The sequence below is a fragment of the Pseudonocardia sp. GCM10023141 genome (assembly GCF_042653605.1).
This window is the reverse complement of the sequence record NZ_JBHSIR010000044.1, coordinates 25126-41219: the sequence shown is the minus strand read 5'-3', so window position 1 is coordinate 41219 and position 16094 is coordinate 25126. Positions and strand designations below refer to the sequence as shown.

General features: G+C 72.3%; 14 protein-coding genes and 1 pseudogene. 5 read left to right on the top strand and 10 right to left on the bottom strand.

Annotated features, from left to right (window positions below):
* Window positions 1-210 precede the first annotated feature (210 nt).
* The 4 genes from ACFPFQ_RS26290 to ACFPFQ_RS26275 are packed head-to-tail and all read left to right on the top strand — an operon-like array spanning window position 211 to window position 4170.
* Window positions 211-1641, top strand: a complete 1431-nt coding sequence (locus tag ACFPFQ_RS26290) for a purine-cytosine permease family protein (protein ID WP_379623383.1) — start codon at window positions 211-213, stop codon at window positions 1639-1641.
* Entirely contained in the window at window positions 1638-2483 is an 846-nt protein-coding gene (locus ACFPFQ_RS26285; protein ID WP_379623381.1) for a GntR family transcriptional regulator, read from the top strand. Before ACFPFQ_RS26290 ends, ACFPFQ_RS26285 begins: the two co-directional genes overlap by 4 nt.
* Window positions 2484-2513: 30 nt before the next feature.
* Window positions 2514-3944, top strand: a complete 1431-nt coding sequence (locus tag ACFPFQ_RS26280; RefSeq protein ID WP_379623379.1) for an amidase — start codon at window positions 2514-2516, stop codon at window positions 3942-3944.
* A gap of 13 nt (window positions 3945-3957) precedes the next feature.
* The gene (locus tag ACFPFQ_RS26275) at window positions 3958-4170 is read left to right on the top strand and encodes a hypothetical protein (RefSeq protein WP_379623377.1); all 213 of its coding nucleotides are present in this window, start codon (window positions 3958-3960) and stop codon (window positions 4168-4170) included.
* Between the two features lie 7 nt (window positions 4171-4177).
* Here the strand turns inward: ACFPFQ_RS26275 and ACFPFQ_RS26270 are convergent, their stop codons facing one another.
* Entirely contained in the window at window positions 4178-4666 is a 489-nt protein-coding gene (locus tag ACFPFQ_RS26270; RefSeq protein WP_379623375.1) for an SDR family NAD(P)-dependent oxidoreductase, read from the bottom strand.
* On the opposite strand from ACFPFQ_RS26270, the gene ACFPFQ_RS26265 reads away from it, so the two are divergent.
* Entirely contained in the window at window positions 4617-5165 is a 549-nt protein-coding gene (locus ACFPFQ_RS26265) for a hypothetical protein (RefSeq protein WP_379623373.1), read from the top strand. The two genes, ACFPFQ_RS26270 and ACFPFQ_RS26265, sit on opposite strands and share 50 nt — an antisense overlap.
* A gap of 7 nt (window positions 5166-5172) precedes the next feature.
* Here the strand turns inward: ACFPFQ_RS26265 and ACFPFQ_RS26260 are convergent, their stop codons facing one another.
* The 9 genes and pseudogenes from ACFPFQ_RS26260 to ACFPFQ_RS26220 all read right to left on the bottom strand — a co-directional run bounded on the left by ACFPFQ_RS26260 (window position 5173) and on the right by ACFPFQ_RS26220 (window position 16068).
* Complete coding sequence (locus ACFPFQ_RS26260; protein ID WP_379623371.1) at window positions 5173-5658, bottom strand: hypothetical protein; 486 nt, start codon at window positions 5656-5658, stop codon at window positions 5173-5175.
* Window positions 5659-5662: 4 nt separating this feature from the next.
* Window positions 5663-7192 (bottom strand): ATP-dependent DNA ligase, encoded by a 1530-nt coding sequence (locus ACFPFQ_RS26255; RefSeq protein WP_379623369.1) that lies wholly within the window; start codon window positions 7190-7192, stop codon window positions 5663-5665.
* A gap of 120 nt (window positions 7193-7312) precedes the next feature.
* The gene (locus tag ACFPFQ_RS26250) at window positions 7313-8314 is read right to left on the bottom strand and encodes an ABC transporter ATP-binding protein (protein ID WP_379623367.1); all 1002 of its coding nucleotides are present in this window, start codon (window positions 8312-8314) and stop codon (window positions 7313-7315) included.
* Window positions 8311-9114, bottom strand: a complete 804-nt coding sequence (locus ACFPFQ_RS26245) for an ABC transporter permease (protein WP_379623365.1) — start codon at window positions 9112-9114, stop codon at window positions 8311-8313. Before ACFPFQ_RS26245 ends, ACFPFQ_RS26250 begins: the two co-directional genes overlap by 4 nt.
* Window positions 9111-10013 (bottom strand): ABC transporter permease, encoded by a 903-nt coding sequence (locus ACFPFQ_RS26240; protein WP_379623363.1) that lies wholly within the window; start codon window positions 10011-10013, stop codon window positions 9111-9113. The genes ACFPFQ_RS26245 and ACFPFQ_RS26240 overlap by 4 nt, the downstream gene beginning before the upstream one ends.
* Before the next feature lie 3 nt (window positions 10014-10016).
* Complete coding sequence (locus ACFPFQ_RS26235) at window positions 10017-11159, bottom strand: ABC transporter substrate-binding protein (protein WP_379623361.1); 1143 nt, start codon at window positions 11157-11159, stop codon at window positions 10017-10019.
* Between the two features lie 235 nt (window positions 11160-11394).
* Window positions 11395-12615: an EAL domain-containing protein gene (locus ACFPFQ_RS26230; protein WP_379623359.1), complete on the bottom strand. Its 1221-nt coding sequence runs from the start codon at window positions 12613-12615 to the stop codon at window positions 11395-11397.
* Window positions 12616-12723: 108 nt separating this feature from the next.
* Window positions 12724-14130 (bottom strand): class II fumarate hydratase, encoded by a 1407-nt coding sequence (locus ACFPFQ_RS26225; protein WP_379623357.1) that lies wholly within the window; start codon window positions 14128-14130, stop codon window positions 12724-12726.
* A gap of 73 nt (window positions 14131-14203) precedes the next feature.
* A pseudogene (locus ACFPFQ_RS26220) lies at window positions 14204-16068 on the bottom strand (ATP-binding cassette domain-containing protein).
* Between the last annotated feature and the right edge of the window lie 26 nt (window positions 16069-16094).

Here is a 16094-nt window from a genome sequence, read left to right as displayed (position 1 = left end):
GAAGCGTACGCCGCCCCGATCGCTCCCGCCGTCGGCGGATCGGTGTCGGTTCCGGCGGATCGGCGATCGGGTCCGGCATCGATGCAGGTCTGCGGGGTGCGGATCGCCGCGCTGTGGCGTAACCGGGCGCAACGAACGGCGTGACACAGCCGCAAAGACGCGCTCATAGCGTCCCGCCGTCCCGGATCGCCACGTGGGAGGGCCCGCCACATGCACCTCGCCGACAACCCGCAGATGGAGGATTTCTCCCTGCGCTACACGCCCAGTGCGTTCCGCACCTGGTCGCCACTGATGGTGTTCCTCAGCTGCCTGGTCGGGCTCTCCGCGATGGCGGGTTACGCGCTCGACGCCGCGTTCGTCAACGCGTTCGGCTTCGGCAACTCGCTGCTGGGCTTCGCGATCGCCAGCATCGTGACCTTGCCGTTGACGATCGTCATCGCGTTCGCGATCGCGCGCAAGCACATCGACATCGATCTGCTGACCCGTGGATCGGGGTTCGGTTACCTCGGTTCCACGGTCACCTCGCTCGTCTACGCGACGTACACGCTGATCTTCCTGGCCTTCGAGGGCGCGATCATGGGGCAGGCGGTGACGGCGCTGACCGGGCTCGACATCCACTGGTCCTACGTCGTGGTCTCCGCGGTGATGGTGCCGCTGACGCTGTACGGGATGAGCTTCAGCGCCAGGTTCCAGGCCTGGACGTGGCCGTTGTGGGTCGTGCTGATCGGGCTCGCCGTGATCACGGCAGCGACGGCGCCCGGCGCGGGCGAGCACATGATCGACCCCGTCCCGCTCGACGGCGCCGGGGTCGGGGCCGTCGCCGGGTTCAGCCTGGTGGCCGTGTTCGTGGTGGCCGCAGCCAACCTGTCGCTCGCGACGCAGGTGGGGGAGCAGGGTGACTACCTGCGCCTGATGCCCGATCCCGAGCCGGGACGCCTGCGCGGCTGGCGCTGGGCGGTGATCATGGGCGGCCCCGGGTTCGCCGTCTTCGCGGTGGTGATCTTCTTCGCCTCGACGCTGCTGGTGGGTTACGCGGACACGCAGGCGACCGCGGCCGAGGTGGCCCTGCCGGTGGTCTACGCGAACGTCGGCATCGCCTGGATCGCCGCGATGGTGTCCGACCTCGTGATCAACAAGCGGGTGTTGGGAATCGGCCCGGCGCACGTCGAGTTCCGCAGGGCGCACCTGTTCAACGTCAACCCGATCGGCTTCGGCTCGATGGTGGTTGCCGGTGGCGTGTCGGTCCTGGCCTACTTCGGCGCGTTCGGCTCGCTGCTGGCGGAGCTCGCCCCGTTCGTGTCGCTGGTGATCGCGCTCGTGCTGCCGCCGGTGCTGGCGCTGCTCACCCGCGGTCGCTACTACATCGCCCGCACCAGCGAGTTCCCCGAAGGCGCCACCGAGGCGACGTGCGTGGTGTGCGACGCGACGTTCGATCTCGTCGACATGGCGACCTGCCCGTTCCACTCCGGTGCCATCTGCTCGCTGTGCTGCTCGACCGACGGCGCGTGCCACGACGCATGCAAGCCGAGCGCGTGGCGGCCGGTTCCCGGCGGTCCGGTGCAGCTCGGCATGCCCCGGGCGCGCGTCCCGGTCGGTGCGTCCGCGATCGTCGCGGTATCGGGACCGGAGGTCGCGTCGTGACGGCACCGGTGCTGCGCCGACCGCTCGCACGTCACACGGGCGTGATCGCCGGGGCACGCGACGGCAACGGGGTGTCCCTACGGTCGGTGGCCATGGCGGTCCCGTCGCCGCGGCGCGAGCGCTCGCCGCGGGAGCAGGAGGTGCGCAGGCTGCGCGACCTGTTGCGCACCGCGGTGCTCGCCGAGCGCATCACCGGGCAGCTGCCCTCGGAGAGCGAGCTGATGGCCGGCTACGGCGCCACCCGCTCCACCGTGCGCGAGGCGCTGGCGATGCTGCGGGTCGAGGGCCTCGTCGAACGGCTGCCGGGCGTCGGTACTCACGCCGTCATCGGCCCGCCGACGACCTCGATGGACGAGGCGCTGGGGGTGGTCGCCGAGGGCGAGATGCTCGACGCGGCCACCCGGCCGCGGGTGCTGGACCGCTCCACGCTGGCCGCGCCCGGCGCGCTCGCCGCCTGGTTGCAGGTGCCGCCCGGCACGCCCTGCCTGCGGCTGGAGTACGTGGCGATGCAGGACGGCGGGCCCGCGGCCGTCGCGACCAACTACGTGCTCTACCCGGAGGCGGAGCGGCTCGTCGCCACCTCCTTCCGCGGTCACTGGTACACGCTGCTCGCCGACGCCGGGCTGGTGCTCGGCGAGTCCGAGTTCGTCATGGACTGCGTGCAGGCCGATCCCGTCACGGCCGCACTGCTCGAGACCGCCCCCGGGGTGCCGCTGCTGGCGATGGAGCAGGCGATCTCCGATCCGTCCGGGCGCCGGTTCAACGTCGCGATCCTGCGGATCCGTCCCGACCGCTTCCGGTTCGTCTCGCGCGCGTCGGCGCTCGCGCCCCGTTCCTTCTGACCTTCCCGATCGCATCTGAGGAGTACCGGCATGACCCTGTCCGAGATCCGGCCACTGACGCTGACCGATGCGGCCGCCGCGCTGCGGGCCGGCACGATCACGAGCCGCGCGCTCACCGAGGCCTCGATCGATGCCGCGGACCGGCTCGACGAGCAGGTCGGCACCTACCTGCACCGCTTCGACGAGCAGGCGCTGGCGGCCGCTGACCGGGCCGACACCGAGCTGGCAGCGGGGCAGGACCGGGGCCCGCTGCACGGCATCCCGTTCGGGGTGAAGGACATCATCGCGATGGCCGACGGCCCGACCACGGCGCAGAGCCTCGTGCTCGACCGGGCGTGGGGCGCCGGCAAGGACGCACCGGTGGTCGCCCGGCTCAAGGGCGCCGGCGCGGTGATCACCGGCAAGACCACCACCATGGAGTTCGCCTGCGGCATGCCCGATGTCGGCAAGCCGTTCCCGATCCCGCGCAATCCCTGGGACCTCGCGACCTGGCCGGGCGGTTCGAGCTCGGGTACCGGGAGCGGCGTGGCCGCGGGGATGTTCCTGGCCGGGCTCGGCACCGACACCGCGGGGAGCATCCGGATCCCGGCCGCGCTCTGCGGGATCACGGGGCTGATGCCGACGTTCGGGCGCGTGCCGAAGTCGGGATGCGTGCCGCTGGGATACAGCCTCGACCACATCGGCCCGATGGCGCGCAGCGCCGCCGACTGCGCCGCGGTGCTGGAGGTGATCGCCGGGCCGCACGCCAGCGATCCCGACTGCGTCGACGCGCCGTTCGCCGCGAACTCGACGGCGGGTGACCTGACCGGGCTGCGGGTGGGTGTCGTGCGCGCCGGGCACTTCCCCGGCGGGGCCGACCCGGCGCTGGCCGGGGCGTTCGACGCGGCGATCGCCGAGATCGTCGCGCTCGGCGGGGATCCCGTCGAGGTCGAGCTGCCGTTCCTGGCCCAGATGATGACCGCAGACATCGTCACGATGGCCTGCGAGGCGCTCGCCTACCACCGCACCGACCTGACGCACCGCTGGGACGACTACTTCGGCGCCACCCGGATGATGCTCGCGCAGGGCGCGCTGGTATCAGGTGCCGACTACGTGCAGGCCCAGCGGATGCGCCGGGCCGCGCAGCTCGCGCTCGGGAGGCTCTTCGAGCAGATCGACGTGGTGGTGTGCCCGACGATCTCGATCGGCGCGCCACAGCTCGCCGGCTTCCTCGACGGCACTGACGACGTCATGGCGCTGTTCACCTACATCCACACCGGGTACTGGGACACCGTCGGCAACCCGGTGCTCGCGCTGCCGATGGGGGCGACGGCGACCGGGTTGCCGCTGTCGCTGCAGATCGCCGGACGGCCGTTCGAGGAGGCCACGATCCTGCGGGCCGGTGCGGCGTTCCAGGCCCGCACCGATCACCACCTGCGCGTTCCCGCGCTCGCCGCCGTCACGACTGAACTCGCCGCCTGAGCAGGAGATCACCATGCCCTCCGATGACGCCACCACCGTCCGCGCGCTGCTCGCCGCTGCCCGCATCCCCGCCTCCGACGCCGAGGTGACCGGGCTGACGGCCGCCTACCCGGGCATCCGGGCGGGGATCGAGGAGCTCTACGCGGCGCCCGAGGTGCGCTACCTCGATCCTGCGCTGCGGTTCCGGGCCGAGGCCGTCGGGCCGGAGACGGGGTGGGCGGGCTGAGCGGGTCTCAGGCGTCGGCCGTGCCGAGCGGGTTCAGCTCGGCCGCCGTCGCGTCGGACGCGGCCAGCGCCTGCCCGGCGGCGGTGCCGCAGCGGTAGGCGTCGCGGCCCAGCATCAGGCGCAGCGGCGGCTCGTCCATCGCGGCGACGGAGAGCACCACCTGCGCCACCTTCGCCGGGTCGCTCGCCAGCGTGCTGATCCCGGCCCGGATCATCCAGGCGCGCTCGCCGACCGTCTGGTGGTAGGGCGCGCTGGCCGGCGGGATCGCCATGGACGAGCCGGCCCAGTCGGTGCGCATGCCGCCGGGCTCCGGAACGGCGACCGTGATCCCGAGCGGCGCGACCTCCTGGGCGAGCACGCTCGAGATGCCGCCGACGGCCCACTGCTCCGACTGGTAGGCCCCGAGCCCGACGCTCGCCAGCCGCCCGCCGACCGACGAGACCTGGATGATGTGGACTTCGACAGCAAGGACGGGCTGTTCGACGCCGTCTTCCACGACCTTCGTCACGACGCTGCGCGACACCCCGATAGACGCCACCGACCTGCCGGAGTACGCGGGCCGACTGTTCGACGGCTACGAGGCGCGGCCGCACGTGCAGCGGCTGGCCACCTGGTACCGGCTGGAGCGAGCCGGCTCGCAGGGCGTGATCGACATCGTGGTGTCGAGCATGCAGGCCAAGGTGGACGCCGTGGCGAAGGCGCAGGCCGACGGCCTGCTCACCGACCGCTGGTCGGCCGCGGACCTGCTCGGCCAGGTGCTCCACATCTGCGGGCTCTGGTCGGCGATGACCCCCGAGCTCGCGGCGCTGGTGTCCGATGAGGACCAGGCGCACCGGCGGACGGTCGTCGTCGACGCGGTGCGGGCGCTGATCGCGTGGAGCGGACGCCCGGGGCCCCGCGCTCGGATCGCAGCATGGTGGCCATCCTGCGATCCAACGCTTGGAAAGCCACCATGCTGCAGGTTGGGCGGGTGCGGGTTGGGCGGTGCAGGTTGAGCCGCGGTCAGGCGGGGGTGTTCGGGTCGAGGTCGTCCCAGCCGGAGGTCGGGAGGGGGCGGATCTCGCTCACCCACTCGGCTCGGAGCTGGGGCAGGCAGGCCTGCACCGGCTCCACCCCCGGGCGCGGCGGAACCAGGCGCCATTCGGTGGGAGCCGGGTCGAAGAGCGCGGCGAGGTGGTCGTTCCACGCGCCGTAGTCGGACTCGACCACCAGCTCGGTGGGAGCGTCGAGAGCGATCGTGGCCCAGCCGGCCCGCAGCTCGTGCTCGGCGAGCAACATCCTCGAGTCGAGGAGGGTCAGCGCTCCGCGCCAGGCCCAGATCGGTGGGTTGCCGCCGGTGTCGACGCCGGCCGCGGCCATCGCGGCAACCATGGCGCGGTAGCCGCCGCGGAGTGGCTCGACCGGGACGTGGTGCCAGTCGCCGACGAGCACGCCGTCGCCGCGAAGCTGGGCGACGCGGCTGAGGGGCTGGAACGTTCGAAGCAGCACAAGATCATTGTGCTAGCAGGGCCCGGACCGCGTCGATCGTGTCGGCCTCGGCCGGGGTCTTGTCGGGTCGGTAGCGCAGCACGCGCGCGAACCGCAGCGCGACGCCGCCGGGATAGCGGGTGCTGCGCTGGGCGCCGTCCAGCTCGATCTCGACGACGAGCTCGGGGCGCATGAGGACGGCCCCGAGACGTTCGGCGGTGCCCTGGTCCTCGCGGGCCAGCGCCGGGAACGTGGCCGTCTGCCAGGCGAGCAGCTCGTCGGTCATGCCCTTGAACGTCTTGCCCACCATGATCGGTTCGCCGCCGTCGGGATCGCGGGCGCCGAGGTGGATGTTGGACAGCGTGCCGGTGCGCCGCCCGTAGCCCCACTCCGCACCCAGCACGACGAGGTCGAGCGTGTGCACCGGCTTGACCTTCTGCCACGCCCGCCCGCGCCGTCCCGCGGCGTACGGGGCGTCGAGCGCCTTGACGACCACACCCTCGTGGCCCGCCTCGAGCGCGCGTTCCAGCACGTCGGCGGCCACTTCCGGGGACGGGCGCACCGTGCCCGGCATCCGGTGATCGGCGGCCACCCGCTGCAGCGCGTCGAGACGATCCGACAGCGGCGCGTCGAGCAGATCGACGCCGTCGAGGTGCAGGCAGTCGAAGAAGTAGGGCTGCAACAGCCGTGCGGTGTCGACGGTGCTGCCGAACCGGCTCATCGTCTCCTGGAACGGGCGCGGCCTGCCGTCGTCGCGCAGGGCGAGCGTCTCACCGTCGAGCACCACGGCCTCGCACGGCAGCCCGCGCACCAGCTCGACCAGCTCCGGCACGCTCGCGGTGACCTCCCGCAGCGTGCGCGTCCAGACGCGGACGACGTCGCCGTGGCGGTGGACCTGGATGCGCGCGCCGTCGAGCTTGAACTCGATGGTGACCTCGCTGCCGAGATCGGCGAGCGCCGCGTCGAGCGTGTCGGCGGGGGAGGCGAGCATCGGCCGCACCGGTCGGCCGACCTCCATCCGGACCGCCTCGAGCGCTTCGGTGCCGCCGGTGAGCGCCAGTGCCGCGGTATCGGGCAGGCGTCCGGAGAGGAAGAACGCGCGCCGCACCACCGCGGCCGCGACACCGGATGCCGCGGCGACCGCCTCGAGCATCACACCCTCCAGCGCGCCGTGGCGCAGCTCGCCACCGAGCAGGCGGGTGAGGAACTGCTGCTCCTCGGCGGTGGCGGCGCCGAACATCGCACCGAGCAGCTCGGTGCGCCGCTTGGTGGAGCCGGCGCCGGACGTGCCGGCGAGCTCCTCGAGCGTGGCATCGACAGCGGCGACGGTGAGGCTCGGCTCCGGGGCCGGACGGGCGCCGAGGTTCAGCAGCGTGCGCCACCCGGTGCCGACCTTGCGCTGCCGCGGCTCACCCGCGAGCCATGCCGTGGCCGCCTCGACCTCACCTGGCCCGTCGGCACGCTGCAGCAGCGCGGCGAGCGCGGCGGACTTCTCCTTGCGCGAGCGGGTGGCCCCGACCGCGCCGGACGTGGCGACGACCTCGGCGAGCAGCACGGTTGCATCCTCCCAGCGGGCACCGACAGTCGCCGTGCGACCGCGGCCGAAACGTCCAGCGGGGTGACACCGCTGACGTTGGACGTCAGCGATGTCACCCCGCTGGAAGATCGAGAACCGTCAGCTGTGCGGATCCAGTCCCACCGTCGTGGCGTCGCCGATGCCCGGCAGGCCCGAGCGGCTCACGGCGTCGACGATCAGCTCGCCGACCTCCGTGGTGACCACGATCCGGGTGACCGGGCCGAGGAACGTGCTGGTCAAAACCGTGCCCGGGATGCCGCCGGCCCCTCCGACGAGCAACGACTCCGGCCGCACCTTCTGCGTGTCGGTGGCGCCGACGGTGATGGCACCCTCGTGCACCGGGATCGCGTTCATCACCCCGACGAACTCGGCCACGAACGGCGTGGACGGGCGGGTGTACACCTCCTGCGGGGTGTCGACCTGCTCGAGCTTGCCGCCGTTGAGCACCGCGACGCGGTCGGCGACGGCGAGCGCCTCGGACTGGTCGTGGGTGACGAACAGCGTGGTGATGCCCTCGGCCAGCTGCAGCCGCCGGATCTCGTCACGCAGCTGCACGCGCACCCGGGCGTCGAGTGCGGACAGCGGCTCGTCGAGCAGCAGCACCGACGGCGACACCGCGAGCGCGCGCGCCAGCGCCACGCGCTGCTGCTGGCCGCCCGACATCTCGTGCGGGTAGGAGCCGCCGCGGCTGCCCAGCCCCACCAGCTCCAGCAGCTCGTCCGCCCGCCGCTTGCGCTCGGCCCCGCCCACCCCGCGCATGCGCAGCCCGAACCCGACGTTCTCGGTGGCCGTCATGGTCGGGAACAGCGAGTACGCCTGGAACACCATGCCGGTGTCGCGCTTCGCGGCCGGGACGCCCGTGACGTCCTTGCCGTCGATGAGGATCTGGCCCTCGGTCGGCTTGTCGAAGCCGGCCAGCAGCCGCAGCGCGGTGGTCTTGCCGCACCCCGACGGACCCAGCAGCGCGAGCAGCTCGCCCTGGCGGAGTGTGAGGTCGAGGCCGTCGAGCGCGTGTGCGGCGCCGTAGCTGCGCCGGATGCCGCGGAACTCCACGGCCGCCCCACGCGTCGTCTCGGTGGGAGCGTTGATCACATCGGTCATGCTGGAGTCCTTTTCGAGCGACGGCCACCGGCGTACGAGACCAGCAGGAGCAGCACCCAGGTGAGCACCAGGCTGGCCAGCGTCAGCGCCACCGAAACGCCTGCCGCACTGCGTCCGACGTCGACGACGACGATGGGGAAGACGTCGGTGTAGAGCAGGATGCGGGCGATCACGATCTCGCCAAGCACGAGTGCCAGCGTCAGGAACGCCGAACCCAGCACCGCACTGCGGATCGCTGGCAGCACCACCCGCAGCAACGCCGACGGCAGGCCGGCGCCCAGGTTGCGGGCCGCTTCCACGAGCGTGCGCAGTGGGATTGCGGCGAGCCCGTTGTCGATCGCGCGGTAGGCGAACGGCAACGCGAGCACCACGTAGAACGGGGTGAGCGCGGTGATCGACGACGAGAACAGCGTGCGGAACAGCGGCGTGTCCAGGTTGGCCTGCACGAACGCGATGCCCGCCGCCATCACGACCGGCGGGATGACGATCGGCAGGATCGTGGCGCTCTCCAGCAACCCGGCGATCGACGGGAACCGCAACCGCACCCACACTGCCGTCGGCACGACCAGTATCAGCACGAGCACCGCGGTGGCGATCGCGATCTCGAGCGACACCAGCAGTGCGTTGAGCAGGATCGGATCGGTGGCCACCGCCAGGTAGTTGGCGAACCCGTAGCCCCCGCCGGGAATGCGCAGGCTGAACTCGGCCGCGGAGATCAGCGGCACCAGGAAGTACAGCGCAGCCAGCACGAACACGACCACCCGCCAGCGCCTGCCCCTGGCGAACGACCCGGGCCTCACCGCGACGTCCACTTCGATGCACGCCGCTGCAGCAGCAGGTAGACGACCATCACGATGCCGATCACCACGACCATGTCGAGGCCGAGCGCGAGCCCGACGTTCTGCTGGTTGGCCAGCACGTTGCCCGACAACGCCGCCGCGATCGACGTGGTGACGAGCGGGATCGACCCGCTGGTCAGCGCGAGCGCCGTGGCGTAGGCGGCGAAGGCGTTGCCGAACAGCACGAGCACCGCCCCGCCCAGCGCCGGCAGCAGCACCGGCAGGGCGACGAGTCGCCAGTACGACCACGCGGACGCCCCGAGGTTCTCGGCGGCCTCCCGCCACTGCGGCAGCAGCCCTTCGAGCGTCGGGGTGATGAGGATGACCATGAGCGGGATCTGGAAGTAGACGTAGGTCAGGCCCAGGCCCGTGAGCGAGTCGATCCGGAAGCCCAGCCCGTAGAGATCGATGCCGACGCCCTGCAGGAACAGGGTCGCGAGCCCGGTCTGGCCGAGCGCGCCGATGAACGCGAACGCCAGCGGCACGCCACCGAAGTACGCGAGCACCCCCGAGGCCGTGGAGACGATCCGGCGCAGCGCGCTCTCCGGTCGGCTGGTGAGCACCGCCTGTGCCAGGAACACCCCGAACACCGCTCCGATGATCGCGGTGATCGCCGAGATCGCCAGGCTGGAGGCGAACGCCGCCCGGTACTGCGGCTCGGTGACCGACGCGATCACGTTGTCGAAGGTGGGGCGGCCCTGAGCGTCGGTGAGCGCCCCGCTGACCACGAAGTACAGCGGGCCGCCGAGGAAGATCAGCAGGTAGCCGAGGAACGGCACCAGCCCGAGCGCCGCGGTCCAGGAGCGCGCCGCCCGCACCTTCTCGACGGGTGCGGGCGGCGGCTCGAGCAATGTCGTCATGCGTCAGCTGGTGGTGGCGGCCCAGTTCTGGGCCACCACCTTCTGCGCGGCGTCGGCCTGGGCCTGCGTCGGGAACTTCGGCTCACCGGAGACCGGTGGCAGCGCCGAGACCAGCGCCTTGTCGGCCGTGCCGTCGGCGGTCATCTGGGCCAGCCGGATCGGCCGGGCCTTGCCGGCCAACCACAGGTTCTGGCCCTGGTCGGAGTAGAGGAACTCCTGCCACAGGCGCGCCGCGGCGGGGTGCGGGGCGTTCTTGTTGATGGCCTGTGCGTAGTACTGGGCGAACAGGCCGTCGGACGGGACCACGACCTTCCAGTCGAACGCGGCCTTGTTCTTGTCGGTCTCGGTGACGTTGAGGTAGTCCCAGTCGATCACGATGGGCGACTGGCCGCTCTGGATCGTGGCCGAGTTCGGGTCGAGCTTGAGCAGGTTCCCGCTCTTGGCGAGGCCGCCCCAGAAGGCCAGTCCGGGCTGGATGTTGTCGATGGTGCCGCCGTTGGCGAGCGATCCGGCCCAGACGCCCGCGAACGCCGCCGCGGCCTGGGTCGGGTCACCGTTGATGGAGACCTTGCCCTTGTAGTCGGGCTTGGCGAGGTCGGCGAAGGTCTGCGGGCAGACCGGCACGAGCTTGGAGTTGCAGCCGATGGAGACGTAGCCGCCGTAGTCGTTGACCCAGGCCCCGTTCGCGTCCTTGTTGGCCGCGGGGATCTTGTCGAAGGTGGCGACCTTGTAGGGCGCGTACAGATCGATGTTGCCGTTGGCGAACGACTGCCCGACGTCCAGTACATCGGGGGCGCGGGTCTGGGTGCCCAGCTGCTTGACGGCGTTGATCTCGTCCTGGCTGGATCCGTCGGGGTTGGCCGACTCGATCTTGATGCCGTACTTCTCGGTGAAGGCCTTGAGCATGGCCCCGTAGTTGGCCCAGTCCGGCGGCAGTGCGATGACGTTGAGCGTGCCCTCGGCCTTGGCGGCGGCGACGAGGGCGTCCATCCCGCCTGCGGCCTGGGCGGAGGTGGCGGTCTTCCAGTCGGTGCCGCCTGCGGCGGGGGCGCTGGAGGAACCGCCCGAGCTGACGCAGCCTGCCGCGGTCAGCGCGAGCGCGGCGCCGATCGTGGCCATCACTATCCGACGTCGTGATCCGGTCATGTAGAGCTCCTCGGGGCGAGCGTGCCGGTGTCCCGCGGCCTGGTGTTGCGTATTACGGGACGTTTGCCGCGGTGCGGCGACCTACGGTCGGGGGAATGTAGCGCCGCACTCGCCAGGAATGCGAGGCTCGATCTGATCACGGACGGCTCGGCCGGGCACAACAGAACCGGAACGGCGCGTATGCGACCGCTGGTGCGGCCACTCGGCCCAAGCGGCCGGGCTCAGGCGCGCAGGCTCACGCCGCGGCGTGGACGCCCGTCGCCTCTTGCAGGAGGTCGGTGACCCGCACGATCCCGGCGCACCGGCCGCGCTCGTCGAGCAGAACCACGTCGTCGTAGGTGCGGGTCCGGTCCCCGGCCAGGCAGTACGCCAGTGCTGCACGCACATCGGCGGTCGCCGCGAGGGTCCGCGGTTCCTCGGCGAGGGTCCGGGCCGGGCGGTGCGCGTAGAGCGCGCGGCCGAACGGGCCGGAGATGGCGATCATGAAGCGGTTGCGGTCGAGGAAGCCGACCGGGCGCCGCTGCGGATCGAGCAGCACGACGCAGCCGACGTGCGGGTGGTCGGCGAGCGCCTGCCGCACCGCCTCGGCCGTGACGTCCTCCGGCAGCGTCACCGGTGCCTGCGTGAAGGTCGCCAGGGCGGCCAGTCGCGCGGCCGGCTCGTCGCGCGGCACCGGGGACGGCCTGCGGGCGGCCGGAACGGGTGCCGGCGGCGATGCGGGCGCGCCGTGGATGCGCGGCATCAGGTCGACGGGCAGCAGGATCCCCACCGTCGACGGGCGCCGCCGGGAACCGGCGAGCAGCGGTCCCTGCGCCCAGGGGATGCCGTGATCGCGCACGGCCGCGAGCTCGTCGGGATGCGTGACGCCCAGCGCCGAGACCCGTACTCCGACGGCCCGGCAGACGTCGCAGAGCGCCTGCACCACGGTCCGCGCGTGCGGCACGTGGGGCAGCCGGGCCACCAGCGACGCGTCGATCTTGACGAGGTCGGGCTGGAGCTCGGCGATCAGGTCGAGCCCGAAGCCGCGGCCGACGGTGTCGAACGCGATGCCGAACCCGTCGGCGCGCAGCGCGGCCACGCCCTCGGCGAACGCGTCGGGCGGCGCGGCCGAGAGCGCCGGGTTGATCTCCAGCAGCACCGGCGGTGTCGGGCGGCCCTCGGCGCGGTTGTGCAGCGACGAGCGCAGCTGCCCGATCCGGCTGCGCGCGAGCACCACGGTGTCGGCGAGCACGTCGACGTGCACGGGCACGGTGGAGTCGTAGTCGGTGTCGTGCAGCGCCGAGGAGATCGCGATGCCCGCGTCGAACTCCGCGAGCTGACGTGGACCCCAGACCGCGCCGCGGGCCGCCAGCTCCGGCTGGTCGCGGGCCTGGCAGCGGTGCACCTCGATGCCGACCGGTCGACCGTTGACCAGGTTGAGGACGGGTTCGAAGGCGAAACGCCCGTAGTCGCTCATCGTCACTCCTCCGCGCCGGTCGGCACCGAATGGAAGCACGATTGCGCGTGCAGCTGCATGAACTGCAGGTGAAACATCACGGTGAGCGAGGTGACTGGACCGTTCGAGTTACCGCTTCCCGCCTCGTGCCATCGCCAGCACGTCGAGCGCCGCGTCGAGCTGTTCGAGCGTCAGCTTCCCGGACTCGACGTGGCCGCGCTCCAGCACGACGTCGCGGATCGTGCGGCGCTCCTTGAGCGACTGCTTCGCGATCGACGCCGCCTCCTCGTAACCGATGTAGCGGTTGAGCGGCGTGACGATCGACGGCGACGACTCCGCGAACTCGCGAGCGCGCTCCACGTCGGCGACGGCGCCGTCCACGACCTTGTCGGCCAGCAACCGCGCCACCGCGGCGAGCAGCCGCGCCGACTCCAGTACGTTGCGCGCCATCACGGGCATCATCACGTTGAGCTGCAGGTTGCCCTGGGTGCCGGAGAACGCGACGGTCGCGTCGTTGCCGATCACCTGGGCGGCCACCATCATCGTGGCCTCGCAGATCACCGGGTTGACCTTGCCCGGCATGATCGAGCTGCCCGGCTGCAGGTCGGGCAGGTGCAGCTCGGCCAGGCCGGTGCGCGGGCCGGAGCTGAGCCAGCGGATGTCGTTGGCGATCTTGTAGAGCGAGACTGCGACGGTCCGCAGCGCGCCGGAGGCCTCGACGAGCCCGTCGCGGGCACCCTGGGCCTCGATGTGGTCGGGTGCCTCCGACAGGACGTCGAGCCCGGTAGCGGCACGCAGCTCCGCCACCACACCAGCCGCGAAGCCGTCCGGCGCGTTGAGCCCGGTGCCCACGGCCGTCCCGCCGATGGGGAGCTGACCCAGCCGGGGGAGCACGTCGCGGACACGGTCGGCGCCGTACTCGGTCTGCGTGGCCCAGCCGCCCGCCTCCTGGCCGAGTGTGATCGGCACGGCGTCCATGAGGTGGGTGCGCCCGGCCTTGACGACGTCGACCCACTCGGCGGAACGGCGGCGCAGCGCGGCCGCCAGGTGCTCCAGCGCCGGGACGACGTCGGTGGCGAGCGCCTCGGTGGCGGCGAGGTGGATGGTGGTCGGGAAGACGTCGTTGGACGACTGCGACGCGTTGACGTGGTCGTTCGGGTGCACCTCGGTGCCCGCGCGGCTCGCGACCGTGGCGATCACCTCGTTGGCGTTCATGTTGGAGCTGGTGCCCGACCCGGTCTGGAACACGTCGATCGGGAAGTGGGCGTCGTGCTCGCCGGCCGCGACCTCGTCGGCGGCAGCGGCGATGGCCTCGGCGATCTCGGGCTTCAGCACGCCGATCCGGCCGTTCACCCGCGCGGCGGCGGCCTTGACCAGGCCCAGCGCGCGGATCTGGGAGCGCTCCAGGCCGCGGCCGGAGATCGGGAAGTTCTCGACCGCTCGCTGCGTCTGGGCTCGCCAGAGCGCGTCGGCCGGCACCCTCACCTCCCCCATCGTGTCGTGCTCGATGCGGTACTCGGCTTCGTCGGCGGCCATGGGTCCAGTGTCGTCCCGGTCGGGCTCCGGGCGCACGTGGAGGTGGTGGCCGTCGCACGGGCGGGGTGGGGTGTCACACACCCGCTGGACGGTGGGCGCGTGCGCACAGGTACCGGCCGGTCAGCGACGTGGGGTGCGCCACCAGCTCCGCGGGCGGCCCGGTGAACAGCACCCGGCCCCCGTCGCGCCCCGGGCCCGGCCCGAGATCGACGACGTGGTCGGCGTGCGCCACCACGTCCAGGTCGTGCTCCACCACGATCAGCGTGGCGCCGCCGTCGACGAGCCGGTCGAACACCCCGAGCAGGCGCTCGACGTCGGCCATGTGCAGCCCGACCGTCGGCTCGTCGAGCACCAGCACGCTGCCGGGGGCGGACTCGATCTCGGCGGCGAGCTTGAGCCGCTGCCGCTCCCCACCCGAGAGCGAGCTGACCGGCCGTCCGAGCGGCAGGTAGCCGAGCCCGACGTCGTCGAGCTGTGTCAGCGCGTCTTCGTCGAACACCGCGCGGGCCTGGTGAACGGTCAGGGCGAGCACGTCGGCGATGCTGCGACCGTCCAGCGTCACCGCGAGCGCCGTGTCGGAGAAGCCCGTGCCGCTGCACGCCTCGCACGGAGTGCTGACGTCGTCGAGGAACGCGAGGTCGGTGCGGTTCTCGCCGCGCCCACGGCACTGCGGGCAGGCACCCTGTGAGTTCGCGCTGAACAGCGCGACGGGACGGCCGGTGGCGCGCGCGAACGCGGCGCGGATCGGGTCGAGGATGCCGGTGGACGTCGCGGTGCTGGAGCGCCGCGATCCCCGGATCGGCGACTGGTCGAGCAGCACCGCGTCGGGCACACACCGCGGCAGCAGGTCGGCGGCCAGTGTGCTCTTGCCGGAGCCGGCCACGCCGGTGACGGCCGTCAGCGCGCCGCGCGGGACCGTGACGTGGACGTCGTGCAGGTTGTGCCGGCTGCCCGTGATCGTGAGGGTGCCGGTTCCCCGGCGGGGCCGCCCCTTGATCGGGCGGTTCCTGGCGAGCTGTCGCCCGGTCGGGGTGTCGGCGGTGCGCAGCCCCGCGGGATCGCCCGCGAACAGCACGTTGCCACCATCGGAACCGGCGCCGGGGCCCATGTCGATCACGTGGTCCGCGGCGGCGATCACCTCGGCGTCGTGCTCGACGACGAGCACGGTGTTGCCGAGGTCGCGCAGCTGCCGCAGCAGGCCCAGCAGCCTGCTCACGTCGTGTGGGTGCAGCCCGGCGGTCGGCCCGTCGAACACGTAGGTCAGGTCCGTGAGGCTGCTGCCGAGGTGGCGCACCAGCTTGACGCGCTGCGCCTCCCCGCCCGACAGCGTCGGGGTCTCCCGGTCCAGCGTCAGGTAGCCCAGTCCCACCGAGACGAGCGTGTCGAGGCGCTCCGCGATGGCGGCGACGATCGGCGCGGCGACCGGTCCGTCGATCTCCCTGATGTCGGTGGCGAGGTCCCCGACCTCGGTCGCGGCGCAGTCGCCGATGGTGCGGCCCGCGATCGTCGCGGCGCGGGCGGCGGCGTTGAGCCGGGCCCCGCCGCACTCCGGGCAGCGCTGCCGCGTGACCACCCGGTCCAGCGCTGCCGCCACCTTCGCGGGCGCCTTCTCGGTGCCGCGGTCCCGGTGCCGACGGTGGACCGCGCGTTGGTGCCGAGCCTGCGCTGGTCCACCACGATCGTCGCGGCGAGGTTGCGTAGCGAGTCGGCCTCCGGGCGGCTCGGACGCGGCAGCCGGTTGCGGACGAACGCCGGGAACGTGTCGGTGAACTGCCGCTGTGCCTCCGCGGCGATCGTGCCGAACACCAGCGACGACTTCCCGGAGCCCGACACCCCGGTGACGACGGTGAGCAGCCGCTTGGGGACGTCGATCGTGACGTCCCGCAGGTTGTTCACCCGGGCGCCCACCACCCGGATCTGGTCGGTGTGTGCGGTCATGTCCTCGACGGTATGGGCAGTTGTGG